Raw genomic sequence first — 16,964 nt, 5'->3', positions numbered from 1 at the left:
CACCGCGATGGGCTAGCGCGTAAACCGCGTGATGTCTGGCGAAGGCCGCGTCTCGGTGCCGACTACGTCCTTGGCCATCTGTTCGTGCGCCTCGTCGCTGGCGCTCGAGATCCCCTGCACCTTGAGCTGGAACTCGTCGACGTTGGTCGCCCACCGGAGCGCCTCCTCGAGCGAGACGTAGTTCCGGCGCAGCAGCCCGAGCAGCGACTGATCGAACGACTGCATGCCGTACTGCGAGGTGCCGGCGGCAATCGCGCTCTGGATGAGGTGCGTCCGTTCCTTGTCGACGATGCAGTCGCGGATGAATGGCGTCGAGACCAGCACTTCGACGGCCGGGCATCGCCCCTGCCCGTCGGCGCGCGGCACCAAGCGCTGGGAGATGACGGCCTTGAGCACGGATGCCAGCTGCAGCCGGATCTGTTTCTGTTGATACGGAGGAAACACCGTAATGATGCGGTTGATCGTCTCGGTGGCGTCCAGCGTGTGGAGCGTCGACATCACCAGGTGGCCGGTTTCCGCGGCCAGCAGCGCCGTTTCCACCGTCTCCTGGTCGCGCATCTCGCCGACCAGGATGACGTCCGGATCCTGGCGCAACACGCTGCGCATGGCCGCGGCGAACGACGCGGTGTCGGTCGACACTTCCCGCTGGTTGATGATGGACTTGTTGTCCCGGTGAAGAAACTCAATCGGATCCTCGATCGTCATCACGTGGGCGCAGCGCGTGCGGTTGATGTGATCGACCATCGCCGCCAGCGTCGTGCTCTTGCCGCTGCCGGTCGTGCCGGTGACCAGAATCAGCCCGCGCTCCTCTTCCGCGATCTTCTTCAAGACGACCGGCAGGCCCAGATCGTCAATGACCCGGACGACTGACGGAATGATCCTGAGCACCAGCCCAATCGCACCGCGCTGGCGGAACACGCTGCATCGGAATCGTCCCAGCCCGGCGACGCTGTAGGCGAGATCGACTTCCTTGATCTCCTTGAACTGTTCCCGCAAGGGCGCGGGCAGGAGGGCCGCAATGATCGCCTCGGCGTCATCGTGGGTCAGACGCGTGGCCTCGGGGACCGGCATCAGTGCCCCGCGCACCCGGAGCATCGGGACCGTGCCGACCTTGATGTGCAGATCGGAGGCGCCGTGCTGCACCGCGACTTTCAGCAGATCGTTGACGTGCATGCCTCAGGCCTTCCCGAAAAGCCGCCGCAGCGGCGGATCAGTAGACGAACGTCAGCCATCCATGCGTATCGGGCCGATCGCCGTTGATAATACCGAAGAATGCCCGCTGGATCACATCGGTGATGGGTCCTCGCGTGCCCGCCCCGATCGGGATGCGATCAACCGACTTGATTGGCGTGATTTCCACCGCGGTGCCCGCGAAGAACAGTTCGTCCGCGATATACAGCATCTCTCGCGGGATCATCTCCTCGCGCACGTCGAAGCCAAGTTCGCGCGCAATCGTGATCACCGAGTCTCTGGTAATGCCGGGCAGGATCGAGGCGGATCGCGGCGGCGTGTAGAGCACGCCTTCCCGCACGACAAAGATATTCTGGCCGCTGCCCTCGCTGACGAAGCCCGACGTGTCGAGCGCCACGGCTTCGGCGTAGCCGTCGACGACGGCCTCCATTTTGATCAACTGCGCATTGGCGTAGTTGGCGCTGGTCTTCGCCAGCGACGGGAAGGTGTCCGGCGCCATGCGCCGCCACGAGCTGACCTTTACGTCGACGCCAAGTTCCAGCGCCTCGGATCCCAGGTAGGCGCCCCATTCCCACAGCATGATGGCGACGTCGATGGGGCACGGGAACGGGTTGACGCCGAGTTGCTCGTACCCGCGGTAGACCACGGGCCTGATGTAACACACCTTCATGGCGTTGGCGCGGATCGTGTCGAGGACAGCCTGTTCCAGTTGTTTCTGGGAGTAGGCGGGAGTCATCCGGTAGATCTTCGCGGAGTCCATCAGCCGCCGCATGTGCGTGTCGAGCCGGAAACACGCCGACCCCTTCGGCGTGTTATAGCAGCGAGCCCCTTCGAACACGCCGCTGCCGTAGTGAATGACATGTGACGCGATGTGGATGTTTGCATCGGCCCAATCCACCAGCGCGCCGTTGATCCAGATCTTCCCAGTACCCGTAAACGCCATCGCACACTCCTTACGATCCAATATTCTACTGCGCTTCGCCGCAGAACGGACACCTGTCCGACCGCGCATGCAGCGGCTTCCGGCAGTGCCAGCAGAAACGCGGCTGCGGCGTTTCTCCCGTCCGAGACCAGCTCGCCGGACGCGACGCGCCAGGCGCGGGAGCGGGCGGCGCGGCCGTTCGCCCCTGCCGTTGCGGTGTCGCGTGCGCGTCAGGACGGCCCACCGAGGCGAGCAGGTCCGCGAGCAGCTCCGACGCCCGTTGATATCGCTCGGTCACTTCGGGCGCCATCGCCTTCATGATGATGTCGTTCAGCCGTTGCGGCACCCGTCCATTGCGGGAGCGCGGCGGCGACACCAGGTTCCCGCGCATCAGTTTTTCCAGATCAGCCGGAGCCGGGGTCTGATACGGCAGTGCGCCCGTCAGCATCTGATACATGGTCACGCCCAGCGAATACACGTCGGAGGCAAATGTCGCCCGGCCGTGAAACTGCTCCGGTGCCATGTAGGGCGGGCTGCCGATGACCGTCGTGCCGTGCGCCGCCAGCTCCAGGAACCGCGACGTGCCGAAATCGGCCACCTTGACGAGACCGCTTTCGGCCACCAGGACGTTGGCAGGCCTCAGGTCCCGATGAATCACGCCCTGGTTGTGGGCGTGATCGACGGCATTGCAGATCTGGCAGGTGAAGTCGAGCGCCCGGGTGAGATCGAGCGCACCGTCCCGCGCGATGATGTTCTCCAGCGTCTCGCCGGCCACGTACTCCATCACGATGAAGAAGATGTTGTCCTGCTTCTCGGCGGTGAGGACCGTGACGATGTTCGGGTGATTCAGGCTGGCCAGCAGCCGTGGTTCGCGCAGCAGTTCGCCGAAGTTGACACTCTGGCGGTGCGGGACCTTGAGGGCGACCTTCTTACCGATCCAGGTGTCTTCAGCGAGATAGACCGTGCCGAACCCGCCGCTGCCGAGGGCTGAAAGGATCTTGTACTTTCCGATGGTCTGGCCGCGAAAAAACATGGAAACGTCATGCGAGTATAGATCGGCTTGTCTATAATTGCGGCATGGTGGCACGCTTCTATGCGCCCGCTCTTCAGGCCGACAGCGGCGTGATCGAACTGCCCGCCGGCGAGGCCGAACATCTCACGCGAGTGCTCCGCCTCGGGGTCGGCGCCGACGTCCGCGTGTTCGACGGCCGCGGGCTCGAGTGCGAGGCGCGTGTGGCGCAGGCCGCGCGCAAGGACGTGCGGCTCGACGTCGGCGCTCGCGTGGAGGCAGCCCCGGAGCCGCGCGTGCGCGTGACGCTGGCTCAGGCGGTCTTGAAAGGCGACAAGACCGACGGCATCATCAGGGATGCGGTCATGCTGGGCGTCACCGCCATCCTGCCGCTGTTGACAGCGCGGACCGATGTGCCGGAATCGGCGCTGGCCTCAGGCACCCGCCTCGAGCGATGGCGGCGCATCATGGTCGCGTCGGTCAAACAGTGCGGCCGTGCCGTGGTCCCTGACCTGCTCGCGCCGGTGCGACTCGACGCCTGCCTCCGCCAGGGATTCGACGGCGTGCGCGTCTTGCTGGCGGAGCCGGGTGCCGCAGCTGACGCGAGGACGGGAGAGACAATCCGTTCGATGAAGCCGTTCGACGCAGCCCAGGTGCTGGTGGGCCCCGAGGGCGGGTGGGCGCCGGAGGAAGTGTCCCTGGCCCGCGACGCGGGCTGTCTGCTGATCACCTTCGGCCAGCGGACGTTCAGGGCCGATGCGGTTCCTCTCGTCGCGCTCGGCGTGCTGCAGTATCTCTGGGGAGATCTGTAAGACAGGCGCTTTTACTAGGAAGCCCTGAGCTTCCGAGTTGCTTCCGAGTCGCGCGCGCGGTCCGCTTACCGCCGATTCACTCCCGTCCCCACCGCCGCAGCACGCGTCTCCATAGAAGCGGCAGAGGAAGCAGCCAGAGCACAAAGACAAACGCGGCCGCCAGGCCGACCGCCGCTGGGGTTCGTGCCCCAGCTCGTCCGCTTGCGAAGGACCCGATCGCATAGACCGGCAGCCATAGCGCGACCGAATGGAACAGGAACGGCGCCACGCTGGTTTCCGATCCCCGAGTCGGGGCCGTCAGTCGGCCCACGAGCAAGGCCCACATCGTGCAGGCCGCGGATGTCGGCACGAATGCCGCCGCGAGCACAACGGCCAGCCAGACTCTGGTCGCGCCTGTCCAGGCGAGACCGAGCGACAGCAGAAGACCGCACACGAGCATCGGGATCCACGAGACCCAGAACTTCTCCCAGAGGACTCGCGACAGATTGATGGGCAGGCTTCGCAGAAGCTGGAGCGACTGCCGCTCTTCGGGCGACACGTCGAGCATCGTGGCGGCCGGAACGATCCAGAGAAAGAAGAGGTGCGGGAGTGCGGTCCATAAGAGTGCTTTCCAGAGGACTGGAGCGGCCGCGCCGCCAGTGCGACCAGTCATGTGGATCAGTCCGAGGTAGCCCATCAGGGTGAACAGAAACAGAATCGCCAGCGCGAGCGCGGATCGGCGAATCTCAGGAAGATCCTTGACGACCAGGGCGCGCCACTGTGGCGGAAGCCAGTCGAATCGAGCACGGCGAACGGGTCTACGTGATGCGGTGCGACGAAAGGTCCAGGGCGATCCCCACCCCCGCCGCAGAGCAAGATCGTCTCCCCCCGCGGCGATGCACAGCATGAGCAGACCAAGCCCCAGTCCAGCCATCAGACGAACGCTCTGGTGACCACCCTCCGGCACGACGAACATCGAGAGGGCCTGTGGGATTACCCTGAGGCCCGGTGTCAGATCGGCCAAACTACCCATCAGCGTCTCGGTCTTGACGAAGTGCCTGATCCAGACGAACAGCGCGACCATCGCGACCACGCCCACCGTGAGGAGGACGTCGCCCAGCACGCGGCCGACACGCGCAGATCGGAGGCCGCCGCAGCCCACGGCGAGTGTGAAGACGATCGCTGCGCCGAATATCGACAGCAGCAGCCAGCCGACGACGAGCCACGCCACCGTGTGGGCCGATCCTACCCGCACGTACGTGGCGCCCGCCATCACGAAGGCCGGAAGCAGCGCCAGCGCCATCATCCGCCAACAGGGCACGAACCTCAGTGCGAAGAGCTGGATTCGGCTGATCGGCAAACTCCGGAGCAGGGCCAGTTCGTCTTCGGGATAGATCGCACGGTAGGCCGCTGCCACCAGCATCGGGAGCGTCGTGAGAAACAGAATCCCCACGAGCAGTCGGCTGGTGACGTGCATGATGTCCAGCCCGGCGCGGTTGACGATGGCTGTAGAAAACGTCAGCCAGTCGCCGATTGCCCAGTACCCGACCAGCATCATCACCGGCACCGAGAGCGCCGTGGCCACAACCGCGCTCCACTGCCTCCCGCCCGCGCGCAACTCTCCCGCCAGGCTTCGCCATCGCGCGAGCTGGTGAAGCGCCAGCGCGTTCACGCGGCGTCGCTCTCGTCAGGTCCGCGTTGAGTGACGCGCACGAAGACGTCTTCCAGATCCTCCTGATCGCGTGCCCGGAGCTCGGCGAGCGAGCCGACGGCCACGAGGCGCCCGCGGTCGAGGATGCCGACTCGATCGCACATGGTCTGTGCGATCTGCAGCACGTGCGTCGTCAAAAACACGGTCGTGCCCGCGTCGCGAAGGGAGACCAGCAGGGCGCGCGCGTCCCGCGAGGCATGAGGATCCAGGCCCGACGTGGGCTCGTCGAGAATGAGCACCTTCGGCTGATGCAGGATGGCCGTGGCGAGGCCAAGCTTCTTCTTCATCCCCAGCGAGTAGGTGAGGATGGCGGAGTCGGCGGCTTCCTCGAGGCGGAAGAAGGCCATCAGTTCCGCGATTCTCGCCTCCAGGGAAGCGGAGGGCATCTCACGGATGTTCCCGACGAAACGCAGGAACTGGCGGCCGCTCAGGCCGCTGTAGAAGAACGGGGTGTCGGGCATCAGGCCGAGGCGCTGCTTCGCGCCCATCGGGTCGGCCTGGACGTCAATGCCGTCGAGCGTCACGCGGCCTGAGGCTGGACGGAGAAGCGTCGCCGCGATCTTGATCGCAGTGGTCTTGCCGGCGCCATTCGGCCCGAGAAGCCCGAAGATCTCGCCTGGCAGAACCTCGAGGTTCAGGTCGTGCAGGGCGACCACGTCGCCGTAGCGATGATGGACGTTCTCGTAGTTGATCATGTGGGGCCGCCCCTGTCTCGGCCTGACTTGCCGCCGCCGAAGCCAAGACTGTAACCGAAGGCGACCCTTCGAGGGAATCCGTTTCGGCCACCGAAAGATCACGTGGATGATCGGACGGTAGCGGACGTCGGGACTCGCCCCGGGGCCCAAACAGCGGCGATATAATGCCCGCGAGCCGTATGCGGACGGCGGGAGCAGACGGAGGCGCATTGGGTAGCTGGCCGTTACTTGACGCCAACCACCGGCGCAGAGGGTCACGAATGTGGTTTCGCCATGAAGAGTCAGAGTCTATGAAGCGCGTCCCTGGCTGGACCTGTCGCTCACGCCAGCGAAGCAGGATCGGCACGGGGAGCTTCTTCGGCTGGCGACGGCGACTCGGGGCAAAGCTGCTGGCCGCGACCTTCCTCGCCACGGCTGTCCACGCGCAGTCACCGAAACAGCTGTGGGTGCTTCAGGGCCCGGACCAAATCGTCGAATATGACGCCATCACGTTCGCGTCGCGGCGCACCCTGACGGTTCCCCGCCGGTTGATCGAGCATCCGGAGTATCTGAGTATCAACGCCACAGGCCAGATGCTGTTTCTTCCTCTCGAGGGCGTCCAGTGGGGCGGGGGAGAGATGGCGACCGCAGCCGATCGCGTCTGGTTCTGGGACGGCCGGCAGGCCAGGGAGTGGAAGCTCGAAGGCCCGAAGACATCTGGAGTCAGTGCGGGCACGCCGACGGTCACTGAAACGACGCGGCGATGGTGCCTGTCAGCCCGGGGGGAAGCCCTGTACTGGTTCGAGAACAGGTTCGAGAAGATCACCAACGGGCTTGGTCTGGAACGTTCCGTCCGCTCCGCCGCGCGGGTCTGGCGCACCAATCTTGCGGGTGATGGTCCCGAAACGATCGCGACGCTTGCTTCCGCAGGATGGTGTCAGTGCACGACGGGAACATGCTCTGAGAGCTGCCCGGAGTGGTCGTTCTGGGCGCCGGACGGTGTCGTGGACGATTTCTTCCTGGTGACGCGGATGACGCCGGGACAGATTGGGTCTTCCTATCATGAGAGCGTCCTATACCAGCGTTCCGGACGCACGTGGCGGGGCACGAAGTTGCCTGAACCTGTTGAGAGGCCGCTCGCCGGATCCCCGAACGGCGGGGTGTTGGTGGCGGCGGTACCGGATGGAGGATGCTGCGGCTGGGAGAACGAGAGCAACGACCAGACGTTGTTTCTGAGGAACCGCAAGGCCTCGGTGCTGTACGACGAGACCCGCCGCTACGACAACCGCAACTACGACGTGAGCTTCTTCACCGCGGACGCCCGCCTGACCGTCGGCAACGGGATGCTCGCCCACACCATTGTGTCGACCGCGCGGTCCGGCGGCGACATTCGCCTGTCGCTCGATGGAAAGGCGAACCCCGAAGAACTGGCGAGGATGCGAACGGCGATTGCCGAGTTGCCCGCAGTCGAGATCCTGCAGTTGGGCGACCCGCCCCGGTCGACCGTGATCATCCATCAAGCCGAGCTGGTCGGCTGGCTGAGTGACCGGGAGCTGCTTCTGGCCCAGAACGGACGGCTGGTCGTGTACGACTCTCGCGGCAACAGGGTGAAGGAGACGTCCATTCGAGTGCGGACCGCCGCTGACGCGTTCTTGCGGTAGAGGCGGGTTCACAAGAGGCCGGTCCGCGCGATCGCCAGTTCAAGAGGCAGGTGGGCGCGATCGCCGGTCACTCGGGCCGATCTGATTATCCCTATTCACTGGGGGCGACGAGTTGTATTCGGCCGGTACGTCTCGAGAATCGGGTGTTTCGTGCGACACCCGCTCCGGCGCAGCAAGTCATTGAATCAGGGCTGGTTCCAACCACACAGCAGGGTTCTTGGGACGCATGCATCGTCTTAACCCGGACGCATAGTCGACATTTGGCTTGGTCCGGCTACCTGGCGGATTCCCTACTCTTGCCGGCGGCGGCAATCCGCAGTCGATGCGCGTCCGGACGCCCCTGAGCTCCGAGCTGGGAGAGCGCTTGCGGTCGACTTCGCCGAAGGACATAATGCCGCCGAACCACGCCACGCTCGGGCGGCCCACGGTATCGTTCGTGTGTTCCAGCGCACAAACGGCGCCAACTTCCTACTGGAGGTTGGGCAACGTGGCCGTCGCGGCGAACCGCGGCCACGGCTATGAGGGCAGACATTACTACTGTTCCCGAGTCTCTCATCACGTCGGCGGCTGTTCCTCTCCCGGAACCGGTCGCTCCGCGCGAACGGCTCCAGGTGCTCGACATCCTGCGCGGCTGTGCGATCCTCGGGATGGTCATCGTTCATTTCTGGCAGGGCAACCCCAACGAGGGTGGCGGGGCGCTCGGCGCCGCAATCAACCAAGGCATCGGTTGGTTCATCGCGGGCAAGGCGGCCACGACGTTTGCCATCCTGTTCGGGGTGGGCTTCGCCATCCAGTTGCAGCGAGCGGACGCCCGAGGGGAGAACGGTCGGTGGCGCTTTCTGCGGCGGCTGCTCGGAGTTGCACTCTTCGGCGTCCTGGTCGCCGCCCTTGCCGGCGTCGATACGCTCATCATGTATGCCGTGTCTGGTGTGGCTTCTGTTCGCTCGGCGTTGGTCGACGCGCCGCCTGCTTATCGCTGTGATCGTGACCGCAACGCTCTGGGGGATCTGGAATGTGGGCGTCGGGAGTTATCAATGCAGGACCCAATGTCTCCTGAGGAGCGAACGTGGCGGCCACACCGAAAGCGGCCATGAAGTGGCACATGGTGAGCTTCCGGGTTATGAAACGAGGCTGGATGTTCTCGAGCGCGGTCCGGGCCTGCCCCGCCACGCCGATTACGCAGCACCCAAGGCGCCGAAGATGGGCAAGACAATCAACAAATCCGCCCCGGCGTGAAACAAGACCGATCCCCACACACTCGCGGTCTTCTGCATCAGCCACCCCCACGCGATCGAGAACCCGAGGAGCACGAGCAGAAAACCCCAGAGGTCTGGCGTGTAGGCGACCTGCAGGTGAGCCAGCGTGAACGCCAGGGCCGTCGAGAGAATGGCCGGCCATGTGCCAATCAGCGATTCGTATCGTCCAAGAAACAATCCGCGAAAGAGGAGTTCCTCCATGAAGGCGTTGGAGACCACGAAGAGCAGGATCCATGGGGCCAATGACAACAGCCTGGCTGTGCCGAGGGCTCTCACGGCCGGTTGCTGCAGGGTCAGAACCAGAAGTGCCGCAGCGGTAATCGCCCCCACGCTGAGGCCGAGTGCTAAACGACCTTTCCGGAGGTAGAGGGAGGCCGGATCTTCACCGCAGAGCCACGCCACCACGAGAATCCCGAAGACGATCAGCGACGCCTGCAGACACTTCGCCGCCGCGATGCCGGTCGGCGTGTGCGTGGTCAGTCCCAGAATCCTCAGCCCGCTGTCTGCGAAGAAGTACCCCAACGACAGGCTGAACACCGCGGCGAAGTACGCAAAGAACACCGGCCGGAAGCGGCTCAACCGGTGCCCCTCGCGTGCGACCCACCACAGCCCGGCGAAAAGGAGAAGCAATCCCGCTCTCGCAGCGTAGTCGACCCACGCCGGTAGCAGGGGGACAAAGGTCATCGTGAGCGCGAAGATGAGGACTCCGCAAATGGTGAGGAGCAGGAACTTCATGGAACTCCTGTGTCGATGTGTCGGCCGTCGGCCGAGCCGAGTCTACCACCTGGACGGCGTTTCGGAGGGACGTCGGACGTTCGCCTCGGAGGGTGGTGACGAGAGGACGCATAAACGGGGTGGCTCCGCTGGGTTGGTGAACGTGACCGCTCGTCACGGCGCTCCCTCCACACAGGTCCGCGCCCGGGCACAGGGCCGATTGGCGACACTCTCCTGAAGAAGCGCAGGTGAGCGAACACTCAGTCGACTTACACCTTCAGGCCGCCTCCCTGAATGGCGGCCACGCGACGGTCGCCGTGCCTCCAGCGAGCTGAATCTGCGCATCGGCCAACGCCGCCGCCACAGGTGAGTGCGTGACATAGAAGATCTGCCGCACGTCCCCCAACTGCTGGACCTTGCGCAGCATGGCGACATACAGCGGCGCCGTCTCCGGGTCGAGGGCACCCGTCGTCTCGTCCCGGAAGAGGGTCTGGATCTGCATCCCGCTTCTGGTGTTGTTGTAGAGCGCGATGGCATTGGCTTGGGCTTGTCCGAATGCTCGACTGCTGATCGTGGCGGTAGCTGCGGCAACTGATATAACATCCGCGCGACCATCCCCCCGGCCGTCGTCGATACCGCGAATGTCACCTTCGAGGAAGCGTCGATGCTGGTGTCCCGCCCAGCGTACTACTCCCGACTGTATCGGATCGACACGGCGCCGCAGGGCAAGGATGCCGGATACGGGATGGTGCTCAACGGGGTGACGCTCGTGAAACAGTAGGACACCAGTAACCGGACACTCGCAACAGGAAACGATTCCTATGCCCGATACCCGCCGATCCTCAGCTGCCGTAGCGTTCCCCGGCGCCCGCATGGCGCTCGTGCTGCTGTTGCTCATCAATCTGTTCAACTACGTCGACCGCATGGTCCTCGCGTCTGTCGTCGGGGAAATCAAGGACACGCTGCCGACGGGCCCTACGCTGACGGCGATGGTCTCGTGGTTGCAGCAGCGGATGGGGTTCAAGCCTGAGGACGCACTCATCGGTGTGCTCGGCACCGCCTTCATGGTCACCTACATGATCGGCGCACCGGTGTTCGCCCGTTTGGCCGAACGCTACTCGCGCTGGGTCCTCGTCGGCATCGGCGTGGCGCTCTGGAGCCTGGCGAGCGGCGCGTCGGGGTTATCCGGCACGCTGGCGGTTCTCTTACTGACACGGTGCTTCGTCGGCGTTGGGGAGGCCGCGTACGGCCCCGTGGCTCCGACGATCATCTCGGACCTGTATCCGGTGGAGAAGCGGGGGCAGGTGCTTGCGTGGTTCTACATGGCGATTCCGGTTGGGAGCGCCCTCGGATACGGCCTCGGCGGTCTCGTTGCGCACTCGGGGATCGGTGACTGGGGTGCTGCACTGCTTGGCGCCCGCCACGAAAGCTGGCGATGGGCCTTCTACCTGGTCGTCATTCCGGGTTTGATTCTCGGCGCAATGAGTCTCTTCATGCGCGAGCCGACGCGGGGGCAGGCGGATCCGGGTGCGGGACACGGCCACGTCAAGGTGCGCTGGAGCGACTACAAGCTGCTCTTTCGTACGCCGTCGTACGTCTTCTGCACCATCGGCATGACGGCTATGACGTTTGCCATCGGCGGGATTGCGATGTGGATGCCGTACTACCTTCAGAAGCAGCGCGGTGTCTCCGACTGGGCGTCCACGGTGCTCTTTGGCGGCATCGTCGCGGTGGCGGGGTTGACGGCCACGCTGGCCGGCGGGATTGCCGGCGACAAGCTGCGGCGGCGTTTTCCCGGGTCGTATTTCCTCGTGTCGGGCACGGCGATGATCATCGGCTTCCCGCTCTTTCTCGCGACGCTCTACGTGCCGGTCGCGTGGATCTGGCCCTTCGTCTTCCTGACGTTGTTCTGCCTGTTCTTCAATACCGGTCCAACCAACACGATTCTCGCCAACGTCACGCATCCGTCGATGCGTGCGGCGGCCTTCGCGGTCAACATCTTCATCATTCATGCGCTGGGCGACGTCATCTCGCCGGTCGTCATCGGCTTGCTGAACGACTACTTCGGCCACGACATGAACAAGTCGTTCCTGATCGTAGGTGTGATGTTCCTGCTCGCCGGGATCGCGTGGCTCTTCGGCATGCGTCATCTGCAGCGCGACACCGAACTCGCCCCGACGCGCATGGGCACCTCGACGTAATATGGGCGGGCACTCCCGAGTGTCGTCTGGTGCCGGCCAGACCGCTGTCCCGCGGAAACCGTAGACGTCCAAGACGCGCTCTCGAGCGACGACAATCGCGGTCTCGAACGTCACCGCAGACTTCACCGCATTTCACCTCGTTTGGGTGGAGAACTGCGTTGTCGCCTTGAACCGATCGCATAAGTACGGCCCGCGGAGTATGAAGCGCGTTCCCACGCGCAGGGCAAGGTGTCCTGACTTACATACATTCACTCTCCGGGATTGCCTGTATGATTCCCGCAACTCGATCCCGAAGGATGCAATCGTCACATCTCTCGCCGTACCCCGTCCACATCGACGAACTGCTGTCGCGCTGGTCGTCGCGAGTTGCGCTCTGGTCGGGCTCCAGGCCTGGAACATCCTTCGCTCGGTACGGGCCTTCGACCACGGTAGCACGCAGGCAGAACGCGTCAATCTCTATCTTCACGGGTTTCCTCTGGGCATGGGCGAGCTCAGCACGTCGGCACTCACCTGGATCTCGCTTCTTTTGGCGGCGATCGGTCTCGTGACGGCGTTCGCGGCGGGATGGCTTCTTGCAGGGACGGCGCGTGCGGCGACCCTGGTACTCGTCGGAGTCAACACGATGCTGGTGCTCTGGTACGTGTTCACCCTCATGTAAGTCCCCGGCGCAAGGGTGGCAGCGACGGAATGCTGATCTCGAACAGGCGTAGGAGACTTTCAATGTGGGAACATGCCTGGACCCTTTGGTGGATTGCCGGGGCTGCCGCTCTGGCCACATGGCCCGCGATCGCTGTCGGCCACATAGTGATGACCGTCAAGGATCATCGCCTCCGTCGAGACTGGCGAATGACCGGCCTCGCGATCGCTTGGCCGGTCTGTTGCGTTGCCATGGTGGGCGCCCTCCAGGGCAACATGTCACCGCCGTTGTTTGGAGTTCCAATTCTGGTGCTCTTTCTCCTGGTCTGGAGAAAACCTACGGGCCTCTTCACATCTGGCGTGGTGGCCTACTACGGTCTCAGCGCACTCGTGCTTGCCGCCGCTGGGCGCCGCAGTGAGGGCATCCATTGGTGGTTTCTAGCGTTCTGGCCGATTTCGTTGGCGCTTCTGATCCTTTGGCGCAAGACGAGAATGGCCGAACTACCGACTCCCGCTGCGCAGAGTCGTTGAGCCCGTCACAAATCGATGCCCTTGGCGTGGCACCGACGCTCGGTTCCGAAACACAAGGCTGCCCCTGCCGCATCGGTACGTCACACCACCCGCATCAGGGGAGGCGGGATTGTCGTTCCAGGACGCTGTCAGAGGCCGACCGGGTTTGAATCCCACCGGGACACGATGACGTGTGGAAGACGGAGATCGCGGCTCCAGTGCTGCGCGTGGCGTGAGACAGGCTCCCCGAGCGTGACTCTGGTCGGGTTCAACCGCTGGTGCGCTTGCGATCCCACAGGATCAGAGCCGCAGTCGCCAACGGCGGCAGGGCGAAAATAATCACGCCCATCAGAACGTTGTGAGACGGAAGCTGGCCGCTTTGCCACCAGACCGCGTGTAAGAACGCCGAAACAACACCGCCCGCAATCAGGACGCTTGCCGCCGTACGGCCCCAGCGAGACGGAAGCAGAGCGAGGACGGCGCCCGCGAACCACAACGCAAAGCCTACACCCAGAGTGAGAATGCCGAGTTGGGTTCCCGTGCCGAACGGAGCACCCGGCAACACCCACGGCATTGGTGTACCGCGCCCGGGGCCTCCAACGAGAATGCTCAGGAGTGCGAAACCGCCGATCAGCACCCCAGGCGCCGCGAACAATCGTACCGTCCGCGTGATCCAGTCAGCTCGCACAGAACCTCCTTACCGCCGGGGAACCGATGCAGGCGCAGGCTCAGAAGAAGAAGGCAACGGCCATGCCCTTCGTGCGCGGCGTGAGTACAGGCGCGAGTGTACCCGCCCGGTTCTCTGGACACGAGTTTGCATTCATGCGGCTAGGGCCAGAGCCTGCCGTAGACGAAGCATTGAGGCGTCTCCACCCGCGTGCCGCTGCGCGAGGTGAACACATCACCCGCTATCGGACCGGGTCGCCCCCCAGGCAGCTCGTGGTGGCCAGCGTGGCGACGTCGAGCGGCACGTAGATGGTGCGGAGGTCGGCTCGGCCGCAGCGGGTGTCATCGGTCCTGTGCGCGGACCCAGCACATTCGAATCACGGTCCGAGCCAGGGATCTACGGATCATCGGTAATCGGGTATACTCAATTGCGTGATTCGGACCTTCGCGGACGCGGGCACCGAGGACATCTTCAACGGACGCTCCAGCAAGGCTGCGCGGAAACAGCTCCCCGTCTCCTTGTGGCCCCGAGCACGCCGACTGCTCGACCAACTGCAGCGTGCCCACGTCGTCGGAGACATGGCACAGCCGCCGGGCAACCGATTCGAGCGGCTCTCGGATCGCCGCTACAGCGTACGCGTCAACGACCAATACCGTGTCGCCTTCCACTGGGATGAGGGCGCCGCCGAGGAGGTGTGGTGTGGAGACTATCACTAGGCTGCTGAAGGCCCACGGGTTGCCGACCAACCGCCCCCCCACCTCGCCAGGTGAAATGGTCTCGCACTTTCTCGACGATCTGGACCTCTCGCAGGCGGAAGTAGCACGGGCACTGGGGTTGACGGCCAACCGGCTGAACGAGGTCGTCAAGGGCAAGCGTGGTATCAGCGCCGATACGGCGCTTCGTCTCGCCGCCTACTTTGGCACGACGGCACAGTTCTGGCTGAACGTGCAGGACGCGTGGGACCTCTGGCACGAACTGAAGAGAGGCTCTCGAACGTATCTGGCCATTCGGCAACCGCGGGCCGTGCGTGCGGCGGCCCGAGAGATGGCGGCCGGCGGCGCGTAGCGTATGCGTCGAATACAGCGATGTCCGTGTCCTGGTGGAACAAGCCGATCTCGAGACGCGGCGGCGCCCGCCCCGGACGCGACTGGCGCCTTCACGCGCCCTACGCGAGTATGGAGGCCCTGGTGGACGCGCTCACCCGGGTCCGGCGTGTCACGGTCGCGCGGCCCCCCCCAGCGGCGGCAAGAGCCGGACCCACGTCACGACGCAACTCGAAGACGTCGAGCCGACGCTGGCGCCCTTCCTGGCCGGGCTCGGCGTGTCAGTAGACGATTTGTTGTATACGGCAGGCGCGTAGTTTCTTCAATAACCACGGGCCTTCAGTGGCCCCGTGGCCAATCGCGCGGTAAACTCACGCTAGTCTTTGTCCCGCAGACCGAGTGCCTCCAGCATCGGCAGGGGCTTGTTCTTCTTCAGTTCTCCCAGCAGCGCTACCACCCTCGGTGAATCGTTGATCCTCTTGACTAAGGCCTCTGTGACATCGACCGTCTCGATGTTCGGGCCTTGATACGCCAGTTCATACTGGGAGACCACCGCTGACACCTTCGCCTCCTTCGCCACGGCCGTCACGGCGTCCTTGAACATCGCAAGGATCTCCGACACGGAACCAGTGCTGAAGCCCTGCAAATGCAGGAGTGTCTGTTGCGTCTGCCCCTTGGCTTCAAGCTCTGCCGCGAGGGTGTCGTTCTTGTCGGTCTTCGCCTGCTGGAACTGCGCCCGGAGTTGTTGCATCTCCTGGCCGAACGCGGGGGATTGGCCATACGCGATGGCGATCGCCCGCGAGTCGAACACGCCAACGCGCAACGCTGTTTGGGCCAGCGCGGGTGCGGCGACCACAGCCAGGAGTGTGAAGACGGCGATGCACGAGCACAGGATTTTCATGGGATCCTCCCTGAATGATGGGATAACGCTGGGGTGGTCAATTGTCCTTCCGCACCTCGTATGAGAGTCCTATTGCGCCCAAGCCGGTAGCGACCAAGTCACAGAACGCCCGTGAGCGCCGATGATCACCGGCAGTGCTACGTGGCACAGAGCCGGCCGTTTCATGACGCATCCTCCATGAGTGGTGTGACTGTGTGAAGTGCCTGCACAGGCTCATCGTCAACGCAAGGCCACGTGTGTGTGGTCATGGGTGAGGGGCGGGGCAGGGCGCGGCATCGGCCCTGCTGTCAGCGTGACTCCTATCAGGCGCAAAGAGGCATGCGCCGGCCAGGATCAGGGGCACACAGATCATCAGGGCGGTCGCAATCTGGCCGAGGGTGAGACCTCTTCTGAGAATGACGAACAAGAGGATAGCCGTCACTGCGAATACGATCGAGCCGATCGTCTTCGGGAACTTCCTTGCCAGCCACCCTATCCCTACGATCAGGAGCGACGGGGACGACTCCACGAGGCCACCGATTGTGGCGCCGTTCTCCATGGCAACGAAGAGGAGCATAAGCAGTCCGACCGCCATGATGATCCGTGAGCCTGCCTCGCGGTAGTTCTTCACCAGAACCACATTGAAGAGGGCTTTCGACGCCAGTCCGAGGATGATGACGATATTGAACAGTTCCCAGCTGTGGTCTCCCTTACTGCTTTGAACGACTGCCAGGACGACCGACGCGACGATCATCACGGCGAACGCGATATTCCCCGATCGGTAATGGATGCTCATCTGGCGTTCGTCGACATACTGCCGTGCCACTCCGAGCGATGCGAGTGTAGGCCGGAGAAGGTACGAGGCGATCATCAGGAAGAGCCAGCGCTGGTCCCGCGTGGTGGCGTAGATGACGATGGCCACCAGGAAGATGCCTGTGGCCACCCAGAAGATCGGGTCTTTCTTACGCATGGTCCTTTTCCTCCAGGACAAACAGGTCTTCGACTGTGGCCTCCAGTGTCTCTGCCAGCAGAAGCGCCAGCTTCACGGAGGGGGCATAGTCTCCGCGTTCGATCGACACGATGGTCTGTCGGGAGACG

The 16,964-nt window shown here is 64.1% G+C and carries 18 protein-coding genes; 7 read left to right on the top strand and 11 right to left on the bottom strand.

Translation table 11 applies throughout. The features are described 5' to 3' along the window. Positions 1 to 12 precede the first annotated feature (12 nt). The 3 genes from NTV05_00090 to NTV05_00080 are packed head-to-tail and all read right to left on the bottom strand — an operon-like array spanning position 13 to position 3,146. Positions 13 to 1,173: a type IV pilus twitching motility protein PilT gene (locus tag NTV05_00090; GenBank protein ID MCX6542800.1), complete on the bottom strand. Its 1,161-nt coding sequence runs from the start codon at positions 1,171 to 1,173 to the stop codon at positions 13 to 15. Between the two features lie 37 nt (positions 1,174 to 1,210). After that, a complete protein-coding gene (locus NTV05_00085; protein ID MCX6542799.1) occupies positions 1,211 to 2,134 on the bottom strand; it encodes a branched-chain amino acid transaminase in 924 nt (307 codons plus the stop codon). Between the two features lie 25 nt (positions 2,135 to 2,159). Then, positions 2,160 to 3,146: a protein kinase gene (locus NTV05_00080; protein ID MCX6542798.1), complete on the bottom strand. Its 987-nt coding sequence runs from the start codon at positions 3,144 to 3,146 to the stop codon at positions 2,160 to 2,162. A 44-nt stretch (positions 3,147 to 3,190) separates the two neighbouring features. On the opposite strand from NTV05_00080, the gene NTV05_00075 reads away from it, so the two are divergent. Continuing rightward, the gene (locus tag NTV05_00075) at positions 3,191 to 3,934 is read left to right on the top strand and encodes an RsmE family RNA methyltransferase (protein ID MCX6542797.1); all 744 of its coding nucleotides are present in this window, start codon (positions 3,191 to 3,193) and stop codon (positions 3,932 to 3,934) included. A 76-nt stretch (positions 3,935 to 4,010) separates the two neighbouring features. On the opposite strand, the gene NTV05_00070 is transcribed toward NTV05_00075, so the two are convergent. Next, positions 4,011 to 5,585 carry a hypothetical protein gene (locus tag NTV05_00070; protein ID MCX6542796.1) on the bottom strand — a complete coding sequence of 525 codons (1,575 nt, stop codon included), beginning with the start codon at positions 5,583 to 5,585 and terminating at the stop codon, positions 4,011 to 4,013. Next, the gene (locus NTV05_00065; protein ID MCX6542795.1) at positions 5,582 to 6,319 is read right to left on the bottom strand and encodes an ABC transporter ATP-binding protein; all 738 of its coding nucleotides are present in this window, start codon (positions 6,317 to 6,319) and stop codon (positions 5,582 to 5,584) included. Before NTV05_00065 ends, NTV05_00070 begins: the two co-directional genes overlap by 4 nt. Positions 6,320 to 6,609: 290 nt before the next feature. Here NTV05_00065 and NTV05_00060 point away from each other — a divergent pair, with 290 nt between their 5' ends. Further along, positions 6,610 to 7,959, top strand: a complete 1,350-nt coding sequence (locus tag NTV05_00060; protein ID MCX6542794.1) for a hypothetical protein — start codon at positions 6,610 to 6,612, stop codon at positions 7,957 to 7,959. Positions 7,960 to 8,570: 611 nt separating this feature from the next. Further along, positions 8,571 to 9,053 carry a heparan-alpha-glucosaminide N-acetyltransferase domain-containing protein gene (locus NTV05_00055; protein ID MCX6542793.1) on the top strand — a complete coding sequence of 161 codons (483 nt, stop codon included), beginning with the start codon at positions 8,571 to 8,573 and terminating at the stop codon, positions 9,051 to 9,053. Between the two features lie 81 nt (positions 9,054 to 9,134). Here the strand turns inward: NTV05_00055 and NTV05_00050 are convergent, their stop codons facing one another. Both NTV05_00050 and NTV05_00045 read right to left on the bottom strand, forming a co-directional pair. Next, on the bottom strand, positions 9,135 to 9,950 hold the full coding sequence (locus NTV05_00050) for a CPBP family intramembrane metalloprotease (protein MCX6542792.1): 816 nt from the start codon (positions 9,948 to 9,950) through the stop codon (positions 9,135 to 9,137). A gap of 256 nt (positions 9,951 to 10,206) precedes the next feature. Next, the gene (locus tag NTV05_00045; protein MCX6542791.1) at positions 10,207 to 10,431 is read right to left on the bottom strand and encodes a hypothetical protein; all 225 of its coding nucleotides are present in this window, start codon (positions 10,429 to 10,431) and stop codon (positions 10,207 to 10,209) included. Positions 10,432 to 10,750: 319 nt separating this feature from the next. Between NTV05_00045 and NTV05_00040 the strand changes: the two genes are divergently transcribed. Together NTV05_00040 and NTV05_00035 are read left to right on the top strand one after the other, a co-directional pair. Continuing rightward, positions 10,751 to 12,130 carry an MFS transporter gene (locus NTV05_00040; GenBank protein ID MCX6542790.1) on the top strand — a complete coding sequence of 460 codons (1,380 nt, stop codon included), beginning with the start codon at positions 10,751 to 10,753 and terminating at the stop codon, positions 12,128 to 12,130. Between the two features lie 481 nt (positions 12,131 to 12,611). Then, the gene (locus tag NTV05_00035; protein ID MCX6542789.1) at positions 12,612 to 12,788 is read left to right on the top strand and encodes a hypothetical protein; all 177 of its coding nucleotides are present in this window, start codon (positions 12,612 to 12,614) and stop codon (positions 12,786 to 12,788) included. A gap of 756 nt (positions 12,789 to 13,544) precedes the next feature. On the opposite strand, the gene NTV05_00030 is transcribed toward NTV05_00035, so the two are convergent. Next, on the bottom strand, positions 13,545 to 13,964 hold the full coding sequence (locus NTV05_00030) for a hypothetical protein (GenBank protein ID MCX6542788.1): 420 nt from the start codon (positions 13,962 to 13,964) through the stop codon (positions 13,545 to 13,547). 410 nt (positions 13,965 to 14,374) lie between these two features. Between NTV05_00030 and NTV05_00025 the strand changes: the two genes are divergently transcribed. Beyond that, positions 14,375 to 14,659, top strand: coding sequence for a type II toxin-antitoxin system RelE/ParE family toxin (locus NTV05_00025; GenBank protein ID MCX6542787.1), 285 nt, complete (start codon positions 14,375 to 14,377; stop codon positions 14,657 to 14,659). Further along, entirely contained in the window at positions 14,643 to 15,008 is a 366-nt protein-coding gene (locus tag NTV05_00020; protein MCX6542786.1) for a HigA family addiction module antitoxin, read from the top strand. Before NTV05_00025 ends, NTV05_00020 begins: the two co-directional genes overlap by 17 nt. A 354-nt stretch (positions 15,009 to 15,362) precedes the next feature. Here the strand turns inward: NTV05_00020 and NTV05_00015 are convergent, their stop codons facing one another. From NTV05_00015 to NTV05_00005, 3 genes are all read right to left on the bottom strand, one after another. Next, a complete protein-coding gene (locus NTV05_00015; GenBank protein ID MCX6542785.1) occupies positions 15,363 to 15,887 on the bottom strand; it encodes a hypothetical protein in 525 nt (174 codons plus the stop codon). 244 nt (positions 15,888 to 16,131) lie between these two features. Continuing rightward, the gene (locus NTV05_00010) at positions 16,132 to 16,836 is read right to left on the bottom strand and encodes a hypothetical protein (GenBank protein ID MCX6542784.1); all 705 of its coding nucleotides are present in this window, start codon (positions 16,834 to 16,836) and stop codon (positions 16,132 to 16,134) included. After that, the coding region (locus tag NTV05_00005) for a helix-turn-helix domain-containing protein (protein MCX6542783.1) at positions 16,829 to 16,964 on the bottom strand (136 nt) is incomplete at its 5' end. The genes NTV05_00010 and NTV05_00005, both read right to left, overlap by 8 nt.

It is taken from the genome of Acidobacteriota bacterium (assembly GCA_026393755.1).
GTDB lineage: Bacteria > Acidobacteriota > Vicinamibacteria > Vicinamibacterales > JAKQTR01 > JBAXOX01.
The sequence above is the reverse complement of the archived record's forward strand: the minus strand, read 5'-3'. Positions and strand labels throughout refer to the sequence as shown.

Coding starts and splice junctions, on each gene's coding strand:
- NTV05_00090 (MCX6542800.1), bottom strand. CDS start 1,173: ATGCACGTCAACGATCTGCTGAAAGTCGCGGTGCAGCACGGCGCCTCC.
- NTV05_00085 (MCX6542799.1), bottom strand. CDS start 2,134: ATGGCGTTTACGGGTACTGGGAAGATCTGGATCAACGGCGCGCTGGTG.
- NTV05_00080 (MCX6542798.1), bottom strand. CDS start 3,146: ATGTTTTTTCGCGGCCAGACCATCGGAAAGTACAAGATCCTTTCAGCC.
- NTV05_00075 (MCX6542797.1), top strand. CDS start 3,191: ATGGTGGCACGCTTCTATGCGCCCGCTCTTCAGGCCGACAGCGGCGTG.
- NTV05_00065 (MCX6542795.1), bottom strand. CDS start 6,319: ATGATCAACTACGAGAACGTCCATCATCGCTACGGCGACGTGGTCGCC.
- NTV05_00060 (MCX6542794.1), top strand. CDS start 6,610: ATGAAGCGCGTCCCTGGCTGGACCTGTCGCTCACGCCAGCGAAGCAGG.
- NTV05_00050 (MCX6542792.1), bottom strand. CDS start 9,950: ATGAAGTTCCTGCTCCTCACCATTTGCGGAGTCCTCATCTTCGCGCTC.
- NTV05_00045 (MCX6542791.1), bottom strand. CDS start 10,431: ATGCAGATCCAGACCCTCTTCCGGGACGAGACGACGGGTGCCCTCGAC.
- NTV05_00040 (MCX6542790.1), top strand. CDS start 10,751: ATGCCCGATACCCGCCGATCCTCAGCTGCCGTAGCGTTCCCCGGCGCC.
- NTV05_00035 (MCX6542789.1), top strand. CDS start 12,612: ATGGGCGAGCTCAGCACGTCGGCACTCACCTGGATCTCGCTTCTTTTG.
- NTV05_00015 (MCX6542785.1), bottom strand. CDS start 15,887: ATGAAAATCCTGTGCTCGTGCATCGCCGTCTTCACACTCCTGGCTGTG.
- NTV05_00010 (MCX6542784.1), bottom strand. CDS start 16,836: ATGCGTAAGAAAGACCCGATCTTCTGGGTGGCCACAGGCATCTTCCTG.